General features: G+C 34.7%; 17 protein-coding genes and 1 pseudogene. 14 read left to right on the forward strand and 4 right to left on the reverse strand.

Annotated features, from left to right (window positions below; genetic code table 11):
* Positions 1 to 138: 138 nt before the first annotated feature.
* Both istB and istA read right to left on the reverse strand, forming a co-directional pair.
* The gene (gene istB, locus OE105_RS04375; RefSeq protein ID WP_275421519.1) at positions 139 to 861 is read right to left on the reverse strand and encodes an IS21-like element helper ATPase IstB; all 723 of its coding nucleotides are present in this window, start codon (positions 859 to 861) and stop codon (positions 139 to 141) included.
* Positions 854 to 2,368, reverse strand: coding sequence for an IS21 family transposase (istA, locus tag OE105_RS04380; RefSeq protein ID WP_275421520.1), 1,515 nt, complete (start codon positions 2,366 to 2,368; stop codon positions 854 to 856). Before istA ends, istB begins: the two co-directional genes overlap by 8 nt.
* Positions 2,369 to 2,633: 265 nt before the next feature.
* On the opposite strand from istA, the gene OE105_RS04385 reads away from it, so the two are divergent.
* From OE105_RS04385 to OE105_RS04415, 7 genes and pseudogenes are all read left to right on the forward strand, one after another.
* On the forward strand, positions 2,634 to 4,487 hold the full coding sequence (locus OE105_RS04385) for a DUF262 domain-containing protein (RefSeq protein ID WP_275421521.1): 1,854 nt from the start codon (positions 2,634 to 2,636) through the stop codon (positions 4,485 to 4,487).
* Between the two features lie 165 nt (positions 4,488 to 4,652).
* Positions 4,653 to 5,686: pseudogene (locus OE105_RS04390) on the forward strand (IS256 family transposase).
* A gap of 308 nt (positions 5,687 to 5,994) precedes the next feature.
* Positions 5,995 to 7,926: a hypothetical protein gene (locus OE105_RS04395; protein ID WP_275421522.1), complete on the forward strand. Its 1,932-nt coding sequence runs from the start codon at positions 5,995 to 5,997 to the stop codon at positions 7,924 to 7,926.
* A gap of 2 nt (positions 7,927 to 7,928) precedes the next feature.
* The gene (locus OE105_RS04400; protein WP_275421523.1) at positions 7,929 to 8,774 is read left to right on the forward strand and encodes a hypothetical protein; all 846 of its coding nucleotides are present in this window, start codon (positions 7,929 to 7,931) and stop codon (positions 8,772 to 8,774) included.
* Positions 8,764 to 9,570 (forward strand): DUF6339 family protein, encoded by an 807-nt coding sequence (locus tag OE105_RS04405; RefSeq protein ID WP_275421524.1) that lies wholly within the window; start codon positions 8,764 to 8,766, stop codon positions 9,568 to 9,570. The genes OE105_RS04400 and OE105_RS04405 overlap by 11 nt, the downstream gene beginning before the upstream one ends.
* 562 nt (positions 9,571 to 10,132) lie before the next feature.
* Entirely contained in the window at positions 10,133 to 10,270 is a 138-nt protein-coding gene (locus OE105_RS04410) for a hypothetical protein (protein ID WP_275422093.1), read from the forward strand.
* Positions 10,271 to 11,039: 769 nt separating this feature from the next.
* Positions 11,040 to 11,225 (forward strand): hypothetical protein, encoded by a 186-nt coding sequence (locus OE105_RS04415; RefSeq protein ID WP_275421525.1) that lies wholly within the window; start codon positions 11,040 to 11,042, stop codon positions 11,223 to 11,225.
* A 95-nt stretch (positions 11,226 to 11,320) separates the two neighbouring features.
* On the opposite strand, the gene pcp is transcribed toward OE105_RS04415, so the two are convergent.
* Positions 11,321 to 11,968 (reverse strand): pyroglutamyl-peptidase I, encoded by a 648-nt coding sequence (gene pcp, locus OE105_RS04420; protein WP_275421526.1) that lies wholly within the window; start codon positions 11,966 to 11,968, stop codon positions 11,321 to 11,323.
* 279 nt (positions 11,969 to 12,247) lie between these two features.
* Here pcp and OE105_RS04425 point away from each other — a divergent pair, with 279 nt between their 5' ends.
* The 7 genes from OE105_RS04425 (at position 12,248) to OE105_RS04455 (ending at position 17,852) form a co-directional block, all read left to right on the forward strand.
* Positions 12,248 to 13,282, forward strand: a complete 1,035-nt coding sequence (locus OE105_RS04425; RefSeq protein ID WP_275421528.1) for a tetratricopeptide repeat protein — start codon at positions 12,248 to 12,250, stop codon at positions 13,280 to 13,282.
* A 273-nt stretch (positions 13,283 to 13,555) separates the two neighbouring features.
* Positions 13,556 to 14,965, forward strand: a complete 1,410-nt coding sequence (locus OE105_RS04430; RefSeq protein ID WP_275421529.1) for a M20/M25/M40 family metallo-hydrolase — start codon at positions 13,556 to 13,558, stop codon at positions 14,963 to 14,965.
* A gap of 224 nt (positions 14,966 to 15,189) precedes the next feature.
* Positions 15,190 to 15,339 (forward strand): hypothetical protein, encoded by a 150-nt coding sequence (locus OE105_RS04435; protein WP_275421530.1) that lies wholly within the window; start codon positions 15,190 to 15,192, stop codon positions 15,337 to 15,339.
* Positions 15,340 to 15,441: 102 nt separating this feature from the next.
* A complete protein-coding gene (locus tag OE105_RS04440; protein WP_275421531.1) occupies positions 15,442 to 15,783 on the forward strand; it encodes a hypothetical protein in 342 nt (113 codons plus the stop codon).
* A gap of 85 nt (positions 15,784 to 15,868) precedes the next feature.
* Complete coding sequence (tnpA, locus tag OE105_RS04445) at positions 15,869 to 16,267, forward strand: IS200/IS605 family transposase (protein WP_275421532.1); 399 nt, start codon at positions 15,869 to 15,871, stop codon at positions 16,265 to 16,267.
* A 12-nt stretch (positions 16,268 to 16,279) separates the two neighbouring features.
* Positions 16,280 to 17,389, forward strand: a complete 1,110-nt coding sequence (locus tag OE105_RS04450; protein WP_275421533.1) for an RNA-guided endonuclease InsQ/TnpB family protein — start codon at positions 16,280 to 16,282, stop codon at positions 17,387 to 17,389.
* Between the two features lie 109 nt (positions 17,390 to 17,498).
* Positions 17,499 to 17,852 carry an alpha/beta hydrolase gene (locus OE105_RS04455; protein ID WP_275421534.1) on the forward strand — a complete coding sequence of 118 codons (354 nt, stop codon included), beginning with the start codon at positions 17,499 to 17,501 and terminating at the stop codon, positions 17,850 to 17,852.
* Positions 17,853 to 17,857: 5 nt separating this feature from the next.
* On the opposite strand, the gene OE105_RS04460 is transcribed toward OE105_RS04455, so the two are convergent.
* Entirely contained in the window at positions 17,858 to 18,361 is a 504-nt protein-coding gene (locus OE105_RS04460; RefSeq protein WP_275421535.1) for a hypothetical protein, read from the reverse strand.
* Positions 18,362 to 18,732 lie beyond the last annotated feature (371 nt).

Consider the following 18,732-nt stretch of genomic DNA (forward strand, 5'->3'; position numbering starts at 1 on the left):
GTATATTCTTAGAAATTTTTGTATTTAAATTCAAATTTTCTTAACAATATACTAATATAAAATAATTCGGAAGTTGTATTTGGCAAGAGAAAAATGTATAAAATGGCAAGCCTTTTTGTAGCCACCTGCAAACCCACTTTAGTATCGATTAGACACTGATTCTCTTAAACGATGACTCTCACCTTTAAATAAGATTAAACGGGAATGGTGAATGAGCCGATCTACTACTGCTTGCGTTAAAATCGGATCACCAAAAATATGATTCCATTGTCCAAACTGAAGATTGGTGGTAACGATGATGCTTTTTTGTTCATAACACAGGCTGATTACTTGAAAAAGTAATTCTGCTCCTTGCTTGTGTAAGGGAATATATCCTAATTCATCTAAAATCAGTAAATCGAGCTTTTCAATCTGCTTAAAAAACTTATTTAACAATCCTTTCTCATTGGCCTCTAAAAGTTGATTGACCAAAGAGGCAACAGTATAAAACTTCACTCTCATTCCATACTTGCGTATGACATTTAATCCGATCAAAGTAGATAGATAAGTCTTACCAACACCTACTCCTCCGTAGAAAATAAGATTTTCTTTTCTCTCGATAAATTTACCATCGAGAAGATCTGTTTGGGTGATTCCTTGCCCTAGTTCAATATCTTTCCAATCAAACGTTTTGCCATACTTGTTTGGCAATGTTGCCGATTTTAGTAATAAATTGATTTTCCGTTTTTCACGCTGGGCAATCTCTTGTTCGAAGAGTTTTAATAAATATTCTTCATAATTTCTGGCGTTAACTTCATGGTAATGTTCACGAATCCAACTCAGTTTCAATCTTTTGGCATATTGCTGAATGAGATCATTCATATTCGCCACCCCTTTCTGAGAACATTGCGGTATCATATTGGCTCATGCCTCTTACAACATTTGGCAGTTCCGGAACCGAATGGATCATCTGTAATGTGAAACGATCGCCTTGTCCAGAAACCAATTGAATATAGGCATGTTTGATTGTTTCTATTGAAGGGTGGCCAGAAGCCATTGCCAAATCCAATGCCTCGCTTGCTTTACGAAAATCATAGTCTTTGAGAATCGTTGAAAGGAGTTGTAATGCCTTCCTTTTCTCTTCCAATGTACATGTTTCCAAATATTTTTGCCAATTGTGCGGAAGCTGCTCATAAAATGTACTATATTTCAAGGCCGTCGGTCTTTTAGCCATTAAAGCCAAATACGGCTGCCATTTCATGGACCTCATTTTTTCCCCATATATTCTTTCATGCCGAACAATGATTTCACCATTTTCATCGATGATATCGACCCGATTATATGTAATCCGGGCCAATACGGTTTGACTAGCGAATCGGGGAGATGTTGAATATTTCTTGGCGTCGATCTGTATAAAACCATATTTATCTGCTTTTACTGTTTCATATCGAGTACATGTGTATTCTTTTGCAGGAAGACACAGGAAAGCAGCTCTTTCTTCTTCATGTAATTTTGCAATTTCTATCTTTTTTTCATAATGCTGTCGTTGATGATCTTTTTCACATTCTTCCCATAGTTGTCGATTAAAATCCTCAAGATTATATATGGTCCGTTCCGGAAGGAACATATTGTTCCTAATATACTTTACTTTTGATTCGACATGTCCTTTCTCATTTCCGGAGGCAGGGTTACAAAACTCGTAAGCAAATCCGTAATGAAGGGCAAATTGTTGAAAACCTTCCGTTAAAATCCGTTTGCCATGTGGAAGTATTTTCTTTACTGCTGGTGTTAAGTTATCAAAACGGATTCTACATGGAACACCCCCAATATGATGGAAGAAACGCTTCAATCCTTCCAAAAAACATTCTTGGTTTTGAGATTCAAACACTTGCACATATGCGGCATTACTAGATGGAAAGGACATGACCAAAAAGGGGAGATCCACCACTTTTCCCATATATTTAAACGGAGCTTCCCCAAAATCAACTTGAGCGTCTCCTGGCTTCGCTTCAAGTGGTAATGCAGCCTCATTGCTTTCCTCAAGTAATTCCTTCTTGCGTTTTGCCACATATGCGCGTACAGTCCGATCAGAACCTTTAAAATTTTCGTTTTCTACCAACAGTTGCCAAATACGCTTGGCAGTTCGTCGATATTTCTTTTTCTTTTTTAAATCCTCTCTCAACCATTGATCCACAATGTCTTTTACAGGATCCATAACTGGAGCCGGTTGTGATTTTTTTATCTTTTTATTTGGCTGAAATTCTTCCATGTCAGCGTATTTTTTTACTGTTCGGTAATCTACATTGGTTCGCCTTGCGACATCAGAATAACTGCACCCTTTTCTATTTACTTCTTGTCTGATATACTGTATATCGGTCACTTGTAACATCTCCTTATCTTACCTCCTGTTTTACTAGTTCATCCAACAGGAAGTGTAATGAATTTAAGGGATGTTCGCAAGTGGCTATTTTTTTGTCTCCCTTCAAGGAGAACCTACATAAAAGGAGTGCCAAAACCTACATTTTTATAATGCCATAAACATCGGAAGTGAAGTTTATTTGAAAAGTTTGTTATTATATATGATATAAGAATCAGGACTTACTTTATTTTTGCTTGGATAATTAATATAAATTTTCATAAAGGGAGATGAAAGAATGGATGTTCAAGGTGAAATACGTTCAGAAATGAAAAATCTTACTGAAATTTTACTAAATAATAATAAAACTTTCCATATTCCGGATTTTCAACGAGATTTCGTGTGGACTAGTGAGCAAGCTCTAGAACTTTTTAGAGACTTTGAAGAAGATACAAATGGTTTTCAAATAGAAACTAGTAATTTACCAGGGTATCTACTTGGTAATATTGTTTTAATAGATGCGGGTAATAAGTGGTTAGTAGTGGATGGTCAACAACGACTAACTACATTAACTTTAACATTTAAAGCATTATATGAAGTAGTAAAAAAGAAAGCATATGATTTGGAATCTCCAGATCATACTCGTTGGTTAAAAAGACTGGGGGATCTTGAAAAAGGATTTTATAAACTTGATGATGCTGGTGAATTTCTAGGTCTTAAGATAACACATGAGTCAACTTTACCATTTGGTGAATATTATAAAAGTTTAATAAGAGATATAGAAAATATTAAGCCTAAGGTTCAATCAGATGAAAATATAGAAGAGGTTTACAATACTATTTTAGATAAAATCCAAGATCTTGAAGAAAATCAATTAATAAGATTCATTGCTTACCTTCGTACTAAGGTAAAACTAATTGTTACCACGGCTCCGTCTGAGGCAAAGGCTTTCCAACTGTTTGAAGTATTAAATGATAGAGGTCGTTCATTAGAACCACTTGATTTAGTAAAAAATCGCTTTCTAAAACAATTAAACTTTGCTGAATATCATAAAACAGATATTGAAGAATTTAATAGCAATTGGAGTGGTTTTATCAATAATCTTCAAATTACAAAAAACCGAAAAATAAATTCTTCAACTTTCATGAAACATTTTATTTCGGCTGAATTCGGGGAAAATATTAAACAGGAAAAATTATTTGACTTTTTTCATAAAAACAATATCAAAGATCAAAGTCCCAAAGTTAATACGAATGAAATACTATCAATGTCAAGGAAACTATTAAGTGTTTCAGAGCTATATAAAGAGATTGAAAAATCACCTATGGATAATCCATTTAGTTGTCACCAAAATATGTTTATTTTATTTAAGATTTTAAGGCTGAAACAAATGCATCCCTTACTAATCATTTTTTATGAAAGTAATCAAGATATAAAAGATCGTGTCCTCGATGCCGCTGTTAGATATGGTGCATCCATTTTATTTTCATATACGCAAACAAATACGATTGAAAGAGAATTACCTATACTTATAAATAAAATTTTGGATAAAAAATTTTCAGATGAAGAAAAGGCAAATGTTGTGCTAAATGAGTTGAATAAATTGATCGAAAGGCGTAGAAAATTAATAGAAACAATAATTCCAACCAAGGACTTTGCCAATGCCCGTGGAACAGCGCAAATGAAAGCTGTAGATATGTTAAAGTTCATTGAATTATATTTTAACAACAATACTTCAATTATAACTGTTCCACGTGGTAAACGAATATCTGTAGAGCATATTTTATCTCGCTCATTAAAAATTAACTTAAAAGAATATGGATTTAAAAGTGATGAAGAGCATCAAGACTATTTAAATCGTATTGGAAATTTAACATTATTGTATAATGTTGAAAACTCGGGACTTGGTAATTCAACCTTTGGTGAAAAAATTAATGCATACAAAAAGACTGATTTTATGATTACTAAGACCATTGTTGAAAAAGTGAAAACATCTATAAAAAGTGGTAAAACAGCGGAAAATGTAGCACTAATTAACAAATATCAACCAAATTATGTTACAAAGGATAAGAAAATTTGGTCAAAAAAGGATATCGATCGTAGAGGACAAAATATTGCCAAATTGGTTTCGTATTTAGTTAGCAAAAAATAATCTTATAGTTTTAAAGAAGAAAAGCACTGAATTAATTTTATCTAAACCTAGTGTTTTTCGGTGATGTAAAAAATTTTGTGTATAGCATTTTACTAGATCAAAAGAAAAGGTAGGGTATTCTCTGAATTGGAAAAAACACATCCCAGAGAAAGAAGAACCTTACCTATGTTTAAAGTATACCGAATAAAGAATAAAGACAGGGCAAATCAACTGGAAAGTGCGATTCTTCAGTTTATAAAAGAAAAATTAGAACTGATCATGATAGAATCTCCCCGAAATTGAACAGGCTGGAACGTTGAATATGATAAACTGTAACGATCAACGAATATTTAGATACGTAATAAGGCCAAATTAAAGGTCTTTTTGGTCCTAAGAGACCGAAAAGGGGAATTTCAAACCCAGTTGTTCCCTCCTTACCAACGCCATACCGGTTGGCTCGAGGAAACCATCATCAAGATGTATTAAAATGGCATCAGTACGTGTGAATTTGGTCGGTTTATTGAAAGAGTTCAAGGAAATGGTTACTCATCTACACCCACTACTCATATTACGGATGTGGTAAAGGAAGACATTGCCAAATTGGCACAAACGTCCTATTCAAAAGCGATATTCGGGCATATATATGGGTGGATTGTATGTGAAACTTCATCGAGATACGGTAGAAAAAGAGGTTATTTATGTTGTGTTAGGTATAAACGGAAAACGTCTATGTTTAGCAGGAGATTCTTAAATAACTACACAACAAAGGAGTAAGGGAAGTGTTTCTGGGCGTATTTGATGTACCACCGGAGTAAGAGGAAGACTTTATGGCAGATTACCCGAAGGTCGATGTATAGTGTTGTGTCGTTCACAAAGTACGTAATACCTTAAATCGTGTTCGGAAAAAATATTAAGTTGAAGTGGTAGAGGATCTCAAACTGATTTATCGTGTTCCGAATAAGGAGAGGACGTTACAGATGTTTTAACAGTTTGAGTCGAGACGGTCAAGAAAGTATCCGAAAGAAGTTCAATCATGGGGCAATGAGTTGGATAACCTCCTTAATATTTATGGATGATTCAAGCAGTATTTGAAGCGTGATTTATGTGACGAATGTCATTGAACGAACGATCAAGGAGATTCGGAAACATCTCAAGCCGATGAAAAAGTCGTGTATTAGACCATCCGAGATTTTAATGAGAAATGTTCAGGGAAAAAGTGACAAGGATTTATCGAAGCAGATGAAGCCCTTTAGCGGATGTTTGAAGACCGTTACAAGACAATTAACCAAATAATAGAAATAAATGAGATAAGGGGATTCTCACTTTCTACACAGGGGACTGAATATTCAGTCTCACCTGTGTGAGAAACGTAGTCCCCTATGCATTCTAAATCCATACAGAGATATCCTATCTATGTTTTTTTACATAAAATTCGTGACAGTATCTGTTTTGATTACCTCAAAGATTTATTAGTAATTAATAAAAAATTTACCGAATTTTTATTTGCAAAATTAATGAGGTGATTTTAATGCAATTAAAATTTGATGATAATCAACAATGGAAATTCTCCCCAATTCCTAATATCGAAGAACCTTTATTTAACAGAAGCTTGGAACGATTTAAGGAAATGGGCGTGAAAGGATTAACGCGTGAAAATATCCAAAATTCTCTAGATGGGAAACTACCTGGTAGTGATAAACCTGTAATTGTAAAAATAAAAACTGGAGAAATTCATGAGAAAGACATTCCGGGAATAGAAGGAATTAAAGAAAGAATAAAATGTTTGGTAGGTCACAATAAATATACAAAAGAAACAATTCAACATATGCAAAATAAACTAGATCAAAAGATTGTAAGATACATCTCTTTTGAAGACTTGAATACCAAAGGGCTTACTGGTGCAAGAAATGGACAGAGTAATTCTAAAAAAGACACTTGGGGGATATATGCTTATAGCAAAGGGGTTCATTTTGAAGAAGATGATGAAAAAATTGAAATTGCTCGCGGTGGGTCTCACGGAGTAGGTAAAATTGCTTCTAATGCTGCTTCTGATTTACATATTATGTATTTTGCAAATTGTGATGAAAATGGAGATCAACACTTAGGTGGAACTGTTCAGCTAATTGAACACGAGTATAAAGGGAGAGTATATCGCTCTACAGGATACTTTACTGATGTTAGATATGACAAGAATAACAATGCTAAATTTTTTCCTTATGAAAATAGATACCATGAAGTTTTTAAAAAAGATACTAGGGGATTAAAAATTGTAATTCCATATTTGAGAAAAGAGTATGATAATGATATTGAAATAATTAAGACTGTTTGTGACAGCTTTTTTATATCTATTCTCAAAAATAAACTAATAGTTTATGTGAATGATAAAGAAATAAGTAAAGATACAATCTTAGATTATGTAAATAATGAAAAATACTACGAACAAGAAATAACTGAAATAAAAAAAGAATTTACCCCTCTTTATGTTAATACTTATTTAAACTGTACTCCTAAGAAAATTGTAATTAATAATATCGCTCAAGATTTTCATTTTGACCTTTATTTTAGATATGACGAGCGAATTCCTAGAGGTCGCGTAGCAATTGTTCGAACAATCGGTATGAAAATAGAGGATTTTATAGTAAGTAACAATGCAACAAAACCTTTTAATGCTGTATTAATTGGTGGTTCAAAGGAAGACGAATATTTGAAATCACTAGAAAATGAAGCCCATACCAAACTTTCAAAAGACCATATTAATGATGAGAAATTGAAAAAGCAAGCAACTAGATTTATTAACAATTTATCAAAAGAAATTGCGAAAGTAATTAATGAAGCTATTCGAGTGAACAATAAAACTGATGGATTAATGGATACTAAGGATATTTTATATGTTGTAGAAACCCAATTTCGCAAAGAATTAGAAAAGTCTTTAGGTACTGTTAGAGTGAAAAATGGAAGAACTCTTGTAAAATCATTTGGCAGTGAGTCAAAAAAGGAAAAGCGGAACAAAAAACAAAAAACCGGTGTAGAAAATAAAGCAAATGGAGTTCGTAAACAAAAACGCGATCCACTCAAATGGCAAAAAACTCATACAGAAATAGGAGATAAGTTTGAAGATAGAGAAAGATATAGCGCAAATCCGGAAATGGTGGATCGAGTTATATTAGGTGATCGGGAAATCCTTAGATTTAATTTTTTTAAAAGTGAACAACTAGTTGGTATTCAGACATGTGATATTTCATTTTCGGTAATAGATGGTATGGGAGTAGAATACAACGATGAATTTAAGATTTACGATAGCTATAAGGAAGTTATTGATATGAATACAGGTCAAACATGTTATTTTGTAAAAAATGTCATCAAAAATGTTCGGATTAACAATGGAATTGCACAATTGCAATTAAGGTTAAGGGATACTCTCCATGGATCATTAAAGTTTGTTTATTATGTGGAGGTGTAAAAATGATATATAGAAAGAATGCCAACTTCCCATACCCTGTTTTATCAAATACTTCAAATGCGTATGTCAAAAATACATTTGAGTTTGATGTGGATGTGTACGATATTTCAAGCGACTATCAATTTAATATTGAGATAGAAATCGATTCAGAGTACATCAAAAAGCTTTTAACTACGGGAAAAGCACAATTAATTTTTATCATACAATCTAAAGACAATAAATATTTCCGACTAACATCTAGTCAAAATTCAGTATTAGTAAAAAAATCACGAGTTTCATTAAATGATAAAACTTCACTTCAATTACACATTCAAACATTAGAAGATATAAATTTCAAAGATAATTTCGATCTTAATGATTTCTATCAAGAATTCAAACATGAAATTAACATACCAAAGTATTCATTATTAGGATTTTCCAACGTGATATCTTTGCTGAATATTAAAAAACCATTTGATCTATTTGAAAAACGGTTAGACGAAAATTTAAATTCTGAAATAAAGATAGAATTAGGTCAAGAAACGATTATTATCAATTATAAAAAGTCAGAATTTCAATTTAATCATTTACCGAAGAGCAACGTATTAAATAATCCATATATTTATACAGGCTTAACAAAAGCTCTCCAAGCATTTATAGCTGCAAATAGTAAGGATGGAGATGTTGATTTAGAAGATATAAATGAACCAGAAGGAACATTGGATTGGAAACTATATAATTTAATGAAGAATAAAGGGGTTACTAGATTAAATTATGACAATATTGATGAGGTAATTCACATAATTTCTAATCGAATAATTGAGAAGTATACAAAGGCTCTAGAGGAGATGGTGAATAATGGAAGTTAGGCTTTTAAAGATCGGGTATAAAAACAATGAGACCTTGTATCAAGATTTTTTGACAGGAAAGATCAAAAATAATGCTGAATATTTAACTGATGAAACAATATATATTGAAAAGTTTGAAGAGTTTCCAATATATATGGGAAGGGGTAATGAATCAAAAAAGAAAAATGATTTCCTTGAAGCTTTTAAAATAGTAGCTACAACTTACATTAATTATGATCGTGAAATTATTATGAATGAGAGATTTTGGCATTCTTTATTACTAACAGAAATGCAGGAATATATTTTAAAAAAATATCCTGAAGTTCGAGAAAGTGAAAGTAAATTTAAAAATATTGTATTGAAGAAATTTGACTGGGAGAATTATATATATAAAACAATTCTAGGTGCCCAGTATATTCATGATAATATTAAGGATCCAACTGATCATCAACGTTATTATGAACTCATTATAGACAACCTTGATCTTTATAACTACATAATTAAATACGAAATATTTAGAAATGATGCTTTTTTAATTAATATATTGGATATTGTTGATGAATTAAACATTTCAAAATTAATGAAAACCAAAATTCCAGGTAGGGAAGATCTTGGTGAAGATGAGCGTTATGGAAGACGGGTGATATTTGAATTTAATAAATCATATCCAATTGTTATGGCTCCTATGCTTGAAAAAGAAGAATTAAAAAAATACTTCCTAAAATATTTAAGTTATTACTATTCATCAGCCTTAAAATGGCTTGATAGTGATTCCCATGAAAATGTGGAAGAATTAGATGCTGTTGTGAAACAGTAGGATTCGATGAAACTTATCAAGAAAGCTTCAATTAATGATTCATCCCCACTTTTTGTGATTTTTGCAAAAAGAAGAAAAAACTTACGAAAACCTAGCAATAACGATTCAAATCATCGTTTTGGTCAAGTGAGCGTCTTATCATAAAGTGATTTAATCCGTCCGTTAACGACGATCGTCATTAATAAATACTATGTTATTCAAAAAGTCACACAAGCCTTTGACATAGTTAGAAAAGGATTCGCAAAAAATAAAAAATGCACGGTTCCTCCTGTTGAAAGGATGTGAATCCTTACAGGGTCATCAGAAAGTACACTTGGAAGAAATCTTAGAAGAGTACCCAGAACTTGTTTGTGCACACTATTAAAAGGAACTATTTCGAGATTTCTATAAGTTGGCCTACGATGATGCCCATGATCTTTTCGAAGAGTGGATTCAATTAGCACGGAATAGTCCTAACCCATCTTTTCATAAAGTGGCCAAGTGGAGATCACCCATACTCCAATATTTTTTATCGCCATACTCGAATGTCTGAACTGAAGGAACCAACTATAAAATCAAAAATATAAGACGGAGGATTTATGGATATCGGAATCTAAAGCGATTTCTATTTCGTGTATTTTTGGAATGTAAGGGGAAAGGCTCTTTTTCAGCAGCTAACATGATAGTTGGTAGAATGGCAGCCGTTAAGGAAGACACTTGACAACTCCCATTCTTCCAACTTAGTGGTCAGTAAGCTGACGAAGGAGCATGCTCTAGATCGAGTATCAATCTCGCTAACTTATTTCCAGAATTGTGTGAACATCACAGAATATGGTGATGAGACGAAATTTATAACTTTGAGCCGAATTTGTTTATCAAATTTTTGAAATAACAAAATATTAAACATGCAAATATTCAAGAAACAAATGACAACAAAAATAGAGGTAAAATAAAAGTCTCTGAGAGCAATGCTAAAACAGTAATTGAAATTAAAGACAATGAATATAGTCATCAAGACATAATCAAAATAGTAGAATATATTAATAAACATAAATCCATTAAAAAAGCAGAAAAATCCTTTGGTATTTCCTCAGTTAACATTAGGTTAAAGGTAAAAACCCACGGATTTCACTATTATAGTCTGTTTGATATATGGCCGAAAAAGTCAAGAAGGGAATTAATTGATGAATATAAAGAAAAATTAGATGAAGGAATAGTTACATATAAAGATTTAAAAATTAATGGTGTTGATATAGAACGTTTTAAGGAAGAGCTAAGAAAGAATTAATATTTAGATGCTAAGTGGATAAAAACCAATTATTACGAAGGATCAGGTAGATTTATGAATGAAATTATAATATGAAAGAAAAGGATTATTATGATTTAATGTAGATTAAAAATACGAAATAGTAGTAATCAGTCTGTATCTTTTTTTGTTCGTATGTTATAATATTTTTGAATAATCTAACTGGTAAAAGGTGGGAGAATGTGTGGCTTCATCAGTTTTAACCATTGTAAAAATAATTCTTTTACTTACGGTTATCGGATTATTTATATGGGCTCTGATCGGTGAGAAAAATAAGGAGAAAAATGATTATGAAACCTTTAAATACGGGAAATATATGATATATTTATTGGTTTTAGAAGTCGGGATTTTAATCATTTTTGATTTTTAATGTATATAAAATTTGTCGTTTATAGCTTGAGATGATTGGATAAAAGATTAGATCTGCCAGTGTAGTTTGACTTGGCAGATCTTTTCTACGTTTATTCAATGAATGGCTCCGCCTGATTCACAAATATCTTCTTGTTCTTTGGCGGAAGTGATAGAGGCAATTTCAATTCCCTTTACAATGAGATCGAGGCTAAGGCTTGGTGCGTTTTTTTCAATTGTTTGTTCTGGAATATACGGAATATGGATGAATCCACCGCGAATACTAGGTGCCTGTTTTTCTAAATAGTTCATCACACCGTAAAAGAGATGATTACAAACGAAAGTACCTGCACTGTTTGAAACGCTCGAAGGGATACCCGCTTTTCGCATTTCTTTTACGATCCGCTTGATCGGTAATGTTGAAAAATAGGCAGCAGGACCGTTCGGATCAATGGGTTCGTCAATCGGTTGATTGGTTTCATTATCTGGGATCCTTGCGTCATCCACATTGATTGCGATTCTTTCCGGCGTGATTTGTGCCCGGCCGCCAGCTTGTCCAATACAAATGACCACATCCGGTTGTTCCTTTTTGATTGCTTCGATGACGACTTGAATCGATTTATGGAAAACCGTTGGCACCTCTTGAGCAACAATTACCACATCTTCAATGACTTTTCCATCTAACCGTTTCACAACTTCTAAGGAAGGATTCAAGTGTTCATTGCCAAAGGGATCAAAACCTGTAATTAATACTTTCTTTTTCATCGTCCAAAACCTCCTGATTTACGAAAGGTATACTTTGAAAATCGATTTTCCCGTTTCCTCTATTAAAACAATAGAGAAATCTCATCTTATGTTTCTATTCATTTTATCATACGAAAAGGAGAAATGAAGGAGGGTTTGAATCGGAGTAATCATTCCTAAAATGGGATAGGTAGTGAAAAAGGGGAAAATAATTAACTATAAATTTATTATGTGAATTAAAGTTTTTAAAAACCAATCATAACAATCTTTTATTTTCAAAAATAAGAGGGAGGGAGAAGTTTGCATGCACGTGAATTAAGACGTTTGTCAATTGAACAATTACTGAAATTAAAACCGGAAGTTGTTTTGAATCATTTTTCGGAACAGCCGTATTCCTCCTACACATTGATTGAATTTTACAAAGAGTTGTATCGAAAATTGAAGATGGATCGCACAACCAAGTATGATGGTCTCCTGAATGAAACAAAAGGGAATTTGATTCAAGCCTTAATTCAATACGGAACATATTTGAAAATGGAAGGCAAGAAGGATCAACGGGTGGCAAAGGATTGTTTGAAAGAGGCATTACGTATTGATCGGAATTTGCCAATTGCCCACTATCGGATCGGATTTCTAGCGTATCAAGAAAAAAGATATGACGAGGCACTAATCCATTTTCAACAAGCTCTTTCCATTCCTGAAGGAAATATCGAAACAAAATATGCATTAAATGAACGGCAAAAACGGTATGCAAAGTTGTACTTTATTAATTGCAGTCTTCATCTTGCAACAGAACTAAATGAAACATTGGATTCCTTTGATGATGAAATCGAACCATTGCCGGGATATGATTTTTCACCGTATTTTGACATGATTCACCGGAACGAAGAATATTTAGGTAGACATAAAATTATTACACGTGATGGAGAAACATTTTGTTTTAAAGATGAGATTGACGAATACTTAGATCAGGAAAATACAATCGTACTATATTTTTCCGATCATGAAAACGTAGTTTGTTTCAACGGAAAACAACGAACACTTCATAAGAATCGGGCGGAACTTTTACGATATCTTTTGTTATACGGAAAAAACACGCGCCCCATAATGATGCGGGATTTATCCGATTTAATTTCCACTCACCAAACAGGTGATCAAAATAACGATGCATACCGCCAAGCCATTCGGAGATTAAGGGATGACTTGGAACAAATCGGCTTGTCAAGACAATTAATAAAGTCGAAACCATATGACGGAATTCCTGGATATTATTTCACGGATGACATTCCATTCACCATCATTCATCGACCGGATGTTGATTTTATCCTTCCGTAATCGTCTATTTCCTTTAAACTTGTATCTGTTTGCAATAGAAAGCAGGTGAATGTAACTTCCTTTAAACCTAATACAACGAATTACCATATATGTTCGTTTTTCTAGGATGAATTCATTGGGTGTACTTGTTTAGATCCACCCACATAAAAATTCCCACGGTTTATCCCTTTTCCTTTAGATATTCTGTTTTTTATTCCTTCTGTCTCTGTGACAGGGGTGTCACCGTCTCCAAGTATACTGAAGGTAAATTAAAAGATAAGAGGAGATGGTGAAATGAAAACATGGAATCAATTGTTTGTTCGGCACGGTTGGTTAGTGAAAGAAGTGGAAAGAAATGTTTTCGATTGCAGTGGTGAACGGAAAGAAAATATTACGTTTTTGCAAAAATCGTTACAAAAAGTTGGAGCAAATTTTTCATTGGAAGGCATGCGGCTGTACATCCAATCTGAACCTGTCCACGAAAAGGAGTGGATACGGGTACTTGATTTTGAACATCGGGGAAGAACTGAAAGGCTTTTTGATTTCGAGAACGAAGAAATGATTATTAATGAAATTGATACGTATATCGCTGGAGTTGTCCGACAATTGAATCGACTTGGATTTTATACAAGAATGTCTTGTGATGGACATGAACGGAGAATGCCTTCAATTCACTTCTTAAGAACGGATCAAATGGTTGAAATTGTCATGTTGTTTCAATGGTTAGGTGTTAGTGAGTTATGGAATAGAAGTGAATTCAATCGTAATAATCGGCTTTCCCTCCCAGTAAACCGGTCGTTTTTGCTCGAATTGGCTGAAAGGCTCAGCTTCCTGGAAAAAGACTGGATAGAAAAAGGCAAAACATTTATTGAGGAAAAAATTTTTCAACAAAAATTGGAACAATTGCTTTCGATTCCAGGAGAAAGCGGAAATGAAACAGACATTCGCAGCTTCGTCGTCGAGCAGTTGACCCCGTTTGTCGACCATATCGCAATCGACCATTACGGAAACATTTTAGCGGAGAAAACGGGCAGGCGTATCGGACCGGTCATCCTTTTGAATGCCCACTTAGATACACGTGAACCGATTGTTGAGGGGCGAAAAATCATTAAGAAAGGAAACATTTGGTCATCCGATGCCGGCATATTAGGAGCAGATGACCGGGCAGGGGTGGCTATTTTGCTTCAAATTGCAGAACAACTCCATCGACAAATGAATATTGGTACGGTGAAATTTGCCTTTACTGTTGAAGAAGAAATCGGCCTAGTAGGGGCAAAGCATGTGGAAGACTATTTCCTCTGGAACGTGGATGCAGCAATCGTCGTTGACCGCCGCGGAACAGGAGACATTGTGACGTCCTTTGGTGAAAGCATTCCTTATTGCAATCCGTTATATGGACAATTTTTCGAAATGGTCGCACAACAAGCGGGGCAGTCCGGTTGGAAATGCACACCAGGTGGAAGTAGCGATACACATATTTGGGCCTCTCACGGTATTGAAAGTGTGAATTTATCGGTTGGATACGGAAATGAACATACAGATATGGAGATTTTGGATGTAAAAGCTTGTTTCCGAACTTATCAACTCGTCAAAGAAGCCATTTTGCAACCGGAATTACTTCGAATGGTACTAAGAACGATTCGGCAACAAATTCGACGGGATCAGACGAGAGGAAGGAATAATTCCCTTTATTTAATGAGTTAGGGTACTAAGTGTCCTGAAACCGGAGGAGAAAATTTTGCAAATGTGTCATGTGAACTTTGAATATTTTTGGATTTAAGAACTACCTGTTTCCCTATTGTGAGCATCTACTTTCGATGCCCACAATAGGTTTTTTTATGAATCCCCAGGTGAATAACCAGATTTGAATATTCCTATTTCATCGTCCTTTCTTGCTGTCTAAAATCTTGGAACCATTATGAATTGACATGGACGCCCAAGAATTAAATAAATATATCGATGCGGTGTTTTCCATTCAGACGGAGTGCCGACCGTTGCAAGATGCATTGAAACCGGAAATTGCTGCAAGTCAAATAGAAATAACGGCCGAACAAATTGCCCGACTGTTACGATTTTGAAAAGGAAATTGAGTATTAACGAATCCTCACTTATTTGGTAAAGTAACGGAAGAGGGATTGATGTGTGATGCCATCTTTGAATGGAACAGGTGGGGATCGATTTTGAAGCGGAAAAGAAAGATCTTTCTTATTAGTCTACTTGCGATCATTTTGTTTGTAATTGGCGGATTTTTCCTATATACATCCGATTACTATCGGGCAGATGAACTAGCTCAAAAAATATTATTGAGTGAAAATGTTCAGAAAGAAGAAGGAATGTGGTTTTTCCTCCCGGATGAAGGGAAGGATCAAAACGTGGGAATTATTTTTTATCCCGGCGGTAAGGTGGAAGAGACTGCCTATGCTCCACTACTTGCGAAACTGGCTGAAAAAGGAATTACTTCTGTTTTAACATCTTTCCGAAAGAAGTCTCCCACTTCTAAACGAAGTGAAAGTGGGAGATGAATTTCGGTTAGGCGTAGGTATGAGTTGTCTCTTTTTTTGTGTTATAATATAATCAGTATTATAAAAACGAAAGGCTGTTTTACCAATGAAATTAGATAATAATAACCATTCAGTGTTCCTCCTGTATTATCATCTTGTTCTGGTGGTAAAATATCGCAGACCAGTGATTGATGATACCATATCTGACTATGCAAAAGATATGTTTGTGAGACTGGGTAAAAATTACAATATTTCCTTAGTCGAATGGAATCACGATAGGGACCATGTGCATATTTTGTTCAAAGCACATCCGAATAGCGAACTGTCAAAGTTCATCAATGCCTATAAAAGTGCAAGTTCTCGACTGATCAAAAAGCATTTTCCGGAAGTGAAAAGAAAACTGTGGAAAGAATATTTTTGGTCAAGAAGCTTTTGCCTGCTTACAACGGGTGGTGCACCCATTGAAGTCAAAAAAAAATATATAGAAAATCAAGGGATGAAGTGATGGGGTGTCGATATGGCAAACAAAGCCTATCAGTTCCGTCTGTACCCAACAAAAGAACAAGAACAACTGCTCGCCAAAACCTTTGGTTGTGTCCGTTTCGTTTACAACAAAATGCTTGAAGAACGTATACAAATTTATGAAAAGTTCAAAGACGATAAAGAAGCTTTGAAAAAACAAACATTTCCGACCCCTGCCAAGTACAAAAAGGAGTTTCCTTGGCTTAAAGAAGTGGATAGCCTTGCGCTGGCAAACGCCCAATTGAATTTGCAGAAAGCGTTTCAAAATTTCTTTTCCGGTCGTGCTGGATTTCCGAAGTTCAAAAATCGCAAGGCGAAACAGTCGTACACCACAAATGTGGTCAATGGCAACATTAAGCTTTCAGATGGCTATATCAAGTTACCTAAACTGAAATGGGTCAAGTTCAAGCAACATCGGGAGATTCCTGCCCACCATATCATCAAAGCTTGTACGCTTACGAAAACAAAAACAGGAAAATACTTCATCTCCATTCTGACTGAGTATAAACACCAACCGGTTCCAAAAGAAATAAAAAACGTTGTTGGGCTCGATTTTTCCATGAATACGCTGTATGTCGATAGCGAGGGTAAGAGAGCCAATTATCCTCGATTCTATCGGCAAGCGTTAGAAAAACTAACCCGAGAGCAACGGGTGCTGTCACGCCGCAGGAAAGGTTCCAACCGTTGGCACAAACAGCGTCTGAAAGTTGCAAAGCTACATGAAAAAATTTCGAACCAACGAAAAGACTTTCTGCATAAGGAGTCGCACAAATTAGCGAAACTTTATGATTGCGTGGTCATCGAAGACCTCAACATGAAAGGGATGTCACAAGCCCTCCATTTCGGTCAAAGCGTACATGACAACGGCTGGGGCATGTTCACCTCTTTCCTTCAGTACAAGTTGGCAGAACAGGGGAAGAAACTGATCAAAATCGACAAATGGTTTCCCTCATCCAAAACGTGTTCGTGTTGCGGTCAAGTCAGGGAGTCGCTATCGCTTTCTGAGCGTACATTCCGCTGTGAATGTGGATTCGAGAGCGACAGGGACGTCAATGCAGCAATCAATATCAAACATGAGGGCATGAAACGATTAGCGATAGCCTAACTTGTCCTCGAACCGTGGGGCACACGGGGATCGCTCGGTCAACTTCCCATCATGAGATGGGATTACCCGAGAAGCCCCCACCTCTAAGCGAAGCATAGGTGGTGGGAGTATGTCACTCGAAATGCCTTTCCACTTGGCAATCTTTAATATTGATGGAGCAGATGCTGTTTATGAGAAGTTTCCTGAAATTGACCATTGGTTTTTGGCCGGTCATTCCCTTGGTGGGGCAATGGGTAGTAGTTATGCCAATAAACACGAAGACCAACTTTCCGGACTCATTTTACTCGGTGCATATCCAACCGATGAGCCAACGATTCCGACGATTGCTATATACGGAAGTGAAGATCAAGTGCTGGACAAGGAGAAATTAAAGGTTGTAGAAAATCGCATTGAAATTACTGGAGGAAATCACGCCGGTTTTGGAAATTACGGTGAACAGGGACTGTCCCCTTCATTCGCTTGAAAAATTTATTTTGAGATAATCATCTTTAATAGCTCTTTAAATTCTTCTTTCACAGGTAACAAATGAGGAGTTTCTTTTCTTACAAAAATATATGTGTTCTCCCCATCTGGCGAATAAATGTATTTTTTTGGAATATCATCATCTTTATCATCAAGTACCAAAGAGACTTGATCTTTTTCCGCTTTATAAATGTTCATAGAATAATAAATTTCATCATTAATGAAAAATTCGACTTCATAGACTGGATCATTTTTTAACAACTTTCTTCTTTCGAACCAGTTCAATTTAATATGGATTCCAGAGTAAATTTGTCTGAAAAAAATTGGATCTGAATTTGTGAGAGTCAGGATTTCCTTTGATGTTTTCCCGTCCTTTACGATTACTGTATTAATATCATTCACTGGATAGTCTAATGCTTTTCCTATTAGTAATAGCTCTCTTTGATCCCGTAAATCCAAAAACAAAGCGACTCCCAAAACAACAAGAATAATAATTTCCCATCGTTTCATATATTCCCTTTCCTTCCTTTTGTTGATCTTAATGGTAAGCGGTGGTAGCTAAAAATAAAAAATATTCTAATTTTTTACATTCTTATTATAAAAATTATCTAAAGTCAATGCAATATAAACTTTATTGTCATCCATACAGAAAGGGGGTATGGATAGATCATAAAAGATACTAAAGGTCAAAGATACCGGGCTTTATTTATCTGGACTGTCGTATACAAATTTACAACTTTTTTGTCATTTATAGAAGGAGAGAGAAAACAATATTATTATTCGTATAATACTTATTTTATGAATAATATAGACGTATAAATAATTTATATATGATTCATCACCACATTTTGTGATTGAGGGTGTGTCAATAATTTTGTGTA

This window comes from Fervidibacillus halotolerans (genome assembly GCF_026547205.1).
Taxonomy (GTDB): Bacteria; Bacillota; Bacilli; order Bacillales; family Caldibacillaceae; genus Fervidibacillus; species Fervidibacillus halotolerans.